At 38.2% G+C, this 4,012-nt stretch carries 3 protein-coding genes and 1 pseudogene; 1 reads left to right on the top strand and 3 read right to left on the bottom strand.

The window, feature by feature from the left end:
* Positions 1-281 precede the first annotated feature (281 nt).
* From VOR_RS0108260 to VOR_RS0108250, 3 genes and pseudogenes are all read right to left on the bottom strand, one after another.
* Entirely contained in the window at positions 282-749 is a 468-nt protein-coding gene (locus tag VOR_RS0108260; protein WP_010319241.1) for a helix-turn-helix transcriptional regulator, read from the bottom strand.
* Positions 746-2,107 (bottom strand): type II toxin-antitoxin system HipA family toxin, encoded by a 1,362-nt coding sequence (locus VOR_RS0108255; protein ID WP_010319240.1) that lies wholly within the window; start codon positions 2,105-2,107, stop codon positions 746-748. The genes VOR_RS0108260 and VOR_RS0108255 overlap by 4 nt, the downstream gene beginning before the upstream one ends.
* A gap of 229 nt (positions 2,108-2,336) precedes the next feature.
* Positions 2,337-2,621, bottom strand: a pseudogene (locus VOR_RS0108250) (integrase arm-type DNA-binding domain-containing protein); the annotation flags it as partial.
* A 459-nt stretch (positions 2,622-3,080) separates the two neighbouring features.
* Between VOR_RS0108250 and VOR_RS0108245 the strand changes: the two are divergent.
* Positions 3,081-3,281, top strand: a complete 201-nt coding sequence (locus tag VOR_RS0108245) for a helix-turn-helix transcriptional regulator (protein WP_010319238.1) — start codon at positions 3,081-3,083, stop codon at positions 3,279-3,281.
* Positions 3,282-4,012: the final 731 nt, after the last annotated feature.

Genomic DNA, 4,012 nt, shown 5'->3' with positions numbered 1-4,012 from the left:
TACCTTGTTTCGCGCTCTGGACTCGTAAAGTAGTGTAAATGAACGTAACAAGCTTATGAAGCGGTTGAGAATGGTGAGCTGGCGGGAGTTGAAATGATTTCTCACTTTTCGTAAATTCAGTAACTTATATCGATGTTACCAATTTGGTGTTGCATCAAATGTTACATCAATTTCCTGCTTCAAAAGGAACTGAACCCGCGTCCATGTATTCCTAAATCATTTGAAAATGCTAGCTTGTTATAGCAATTCAATCTAAAGCAATAACGCTGATACTGAGCATTTTACCCATCCTCACTATCTATTAATAGCGATTTTAACGCATCGGGAGAAGAAGGAAGTAGCCCTATTTTTAAGCTAAATGGTTTGAATACCTTGTTGAGAATCTCTGTATTGTAGCTGCCCCGATCATTCTCTATGTCTGAGAGTGTTTTTCTTGAGACATCGACAAGTCTTGCGAATACATCCTGTTTGAGTCCCAGTATATTAATGCGTAGACTTTTCAGCGCTTGGCCCTGTGTTAGCTCTCCAAGCAATAAGTGTTTGATGACTTTGTTTGCCTCGGTTTTGCGCTCTGTTGCACTTACTGCTTTGGCGTTTTTTGAGGCTTTCGATCTCGTTGGAGTATCGAGTTGTGTTTGCTCTTTGATCGAATGAGTTGCATTCTTCCCAACCTTGGACTGCTGTTGATTTCGGTTTGCTCTTAGACGAGTTACCGTATCTTGTACTGATTCTTTACTGCTTGGCTTCATAGTAGCCCCCATTTAGTCAGCTTTTCTGATATATAATTAAGTCCAACGGCTGGCATCTCCAAGATTTGTTCTGGTACTCCTCGTAAAGCGAGTCTCTGCTTTAGGCCTACGCATTTACTTGCAGTAATTGCTAGCTCTCTTATTAACACTTCCTTTGGCACCATATCAGATAAGGCGTCTGCAATGCCGACAAAGTCGTAAGTTCCGCCAACCTCTAGTGGGGCTTTCCATTTTGTTGTTCTTGGAATTCCTTCAGGATCAGCTTTCATTGGTGCGAAATCGTAAATGGGAGCAAGCTTTATGACTCCATCACCCTTTAAGAATGAAGTATTTCTGCCATGGTTATCACTATTACCAAACAAGATGTTGAGTAGATCTATCTTCACCCATTCAATAACGAAAGCTTGGGTATCGAACCTATACCCTTGGTGTTTAACCATATTACTTTCAGTAATTTTTTCTATGAGAGTTCGGATTGTTGTTTCGTGATCAAGAGTGACCCCAGCGCCTTTGTTCAAAATGGAATACACAGATTCCATGCCAAATCTCTCTATTTGTTGATCAATAATTTGAACATCAAATCTAGGAAGCCATAAGGAAGGGTAGTTTAATCCTTCCTCCAAGCGCATACCGTCGGTGGAGATCGTTTCAACTCCCATTTCAGTTAGCTCGTGGTAGAAGTAGAACTCAGCTCTTAGAATATTACAGTCGATGGTGCTTCTTGAGCCTCTAGGGTACTTTACTAAGTAATGTAAGTCGTGGTTGCTATTGTCATCTTGGTATGGATCAATCCATATTTTTTCGCTGCCAGATCCATGATCGAAACCACATCGGAGGATCAGTTTTGGCGCTTCACCTCCAGCTCCAGTTGCACCACCTGCGGCTGCCCCTCTTTGCTGTGCGTAGTCGAGGAAATCACCAGCTCGATTTTTAACATCATCAACAGAGAAGTAGAGGTTGTCTGCGACTTCGTAGCGTTCAGGAAGGGAGTCTTTTATTCTTAAGTTACCAATAGGCGACATCGTGCCAAATTTGAGCAAAACATAGTCTTGTTCATCAGAACTAAGATCTTCAATATCTAGGTGTTTGACCCAGTATCGTCTACTAGCGCCACTAGGCATAATATCGTCTAGAAACTTTAACCATCCAGGCTTACCCATGTCATCAAAAAAGAATGAGACAGGGTGGTTTAGTGAAACAGCGTGAAAGTCATCTTTATCGTGATGTTCTAGCGCATAGTCGCTGAGGTAGTTGAGTTCAGTCACTCGGAAATTATGTTGGCTACTTTTAGGGAATGAGATGATACCAATATCTATCCATTCACCTCTGATAAAAGCTTGTACGGTTAGTTCTTCCACTGACAACACCTCTACTTATTAATGAGTAAAACTTTACTCGTAAAGTCGTTTATTTTCAAGTAATGAGTAAAAAATTACTCATTAATGTGTGGGAAGACTATTTATGAGTAAATTATTACTCATAGAATGTAAGTCAAAATTGTTGATGAGCAGAATGGATTGTTTTAGCTATGAAAGCTGCGATAGGGAGTGGGGCGTTAATTGTTTGTTCAGTGATGCAGCTTGTTCATTGGTTATCTCTGTGAGTTTTAGGATCAATGCCTTCAGCGACATGTTGGCGCATTTCTCTTTTTTTCTCTCTCGCAGATGCGAGAGTAATATCAGGAAAAGCACCAAGGCTGATGTTCTTGCGTTTTTTAGTTACTGGATGGATGTAGTTGAAAATCCAAAGTTTTGCGCCATTCGGCTTTATACGTAAGTACAGACCGTTGCCATCGGCAAGCGAATATTCTTTCTCTAAGGGCTTAGCTTTGGTTACTTGAGTTGGTGATAATGGCTTGATTTGCTTAGCCATTTTAATAGTTCCTTTCTGATGTAACACCAATTTGTGTTGTTATTGGTTAGTGTTACGCAGAATGTTACTAAATGACTGAGATTAAGTGAATCTCGATGAGACGCCCTAAACCACTTAAAGCTAGATAGGACAAGGGCTCAGAAAAGAAAACGGGACGTCCTGAGACGTCCCGTTACTAGTGATTGGTGGGCTGGCGTAAGTTGATTTTAATGCTTAAGTTATTGTTTCTATTTTAATTGTGTTGATTTGATTTTTAATGGTGTACCTTTTAGTGTACCCATAAATTGTTGCTACTTACCCAATGGCACTTCTATCTAATTTATCTTTTAAGTTTTTATCCATCCTTATGGGCCCTGATAAAGCAGTAGCGTAAATGACTTAAAGCCAATTTGCACCTAATCAAAAACTATTCAGACATATGTCATCTTCTTGCAACTAACCAACCTGGGAGGTGTGAATATGCCAGAGAACAACATTCGTTTGATCCGCTTTCGAGAAGTGCTAACTATGACTGGTTTGTCCCGCTCTAGTTTGTACCGCTTTATTGAAGAAAACCAGTTCCCGACCCAAGTTCAATTGGGTGGTCGTGCTGTATCTTGGGTAGAAGGCGAGGTGCAGGAGTGGATTGCTCAACGGATCTCTAATCATCGAGTGAACTAATAAAATCTATTTTTATAATCCTTAAGCCTGCTTTCATTAATGAAGGCAGGCTTAACAATGGGGGAATTATAATCCCTTGGATTAATATTTAGATTTATTTATTTGTTCAATAGCGACTCAATGAGTTGGCTTTTTGTTAATTTTGAATCAGCGCATAACTTATTAATCTTTTTCTCTATTTCTTTATCTACTCGTAAATTTATTGATTTCTTATTTTTTACACTAAGCCTATACTTTTGTTGAGACCAAGATCTTTTCATTTTTTCTAAGAAGTAATATTTGCTTCCAATTTCTGGTATGAAATAATTCTCTTGCCATAAGTCGAGAAGACTTAAGCATGAGTAATACTTATAATCAATATCTTCGTTATTTTTTATAAACCAAAGCTCTATGTTTGATTTTTTTAAGTATTCTATGATCCAGTTAATTTGAACTGTGTTTTTTTATCTATCCAAGAGTAGTTGTCGTCTTTAATTGCCATGCTCCATAAGTATTTTAATCGGTCCATTTCTCTGATGGCGGAATCTTTGTTTATCGAATAAAAAATATAGAAGTAAATGCTCATATATTAAATTGAAATCATGTATTATATTAGGGTTTAAATGGTCTAGTATAGACTTAGTGTTTTTATGAATGTATTTTCCTATTATCATTTTCAATGAAGTTTATTTCATGATCTTCTGGAGGGAACATTAAACGATCATATTTATTGTACTAATAGTTAAAAGTAT

The sequence above is a fragment of the Vibrio ordalii ATCC 33509 genome (assembly GCA_000257205.1).
GTDB lineage: Bacteria > Pseudomonadota > Gammaproteobacteria > Enterobacterales > Vibrionaceae > Vibrio > Vibrio ordalii.
This window is presented reverse-complemented; position numbering and strand designations above follow the sequence as displayed.

Bases quoted from the DNA above. Each gene is read 5' to 3' on its own strand.
- VOR_RS0108260 (WP_010319241.1), bottom strand. From the start codon at position 749: ATGAAGCCAAGCAGTAAAGAATCAGTACAAGATACGGTAACTCGTCTA.
- VOR_RS0108245 (WP_010319238.1), top strand. From the start codon at position 3,081: ATGCCAGAGAACAACATTCGTTTGATCCGCTTTCGAGAAGTGCTAACT.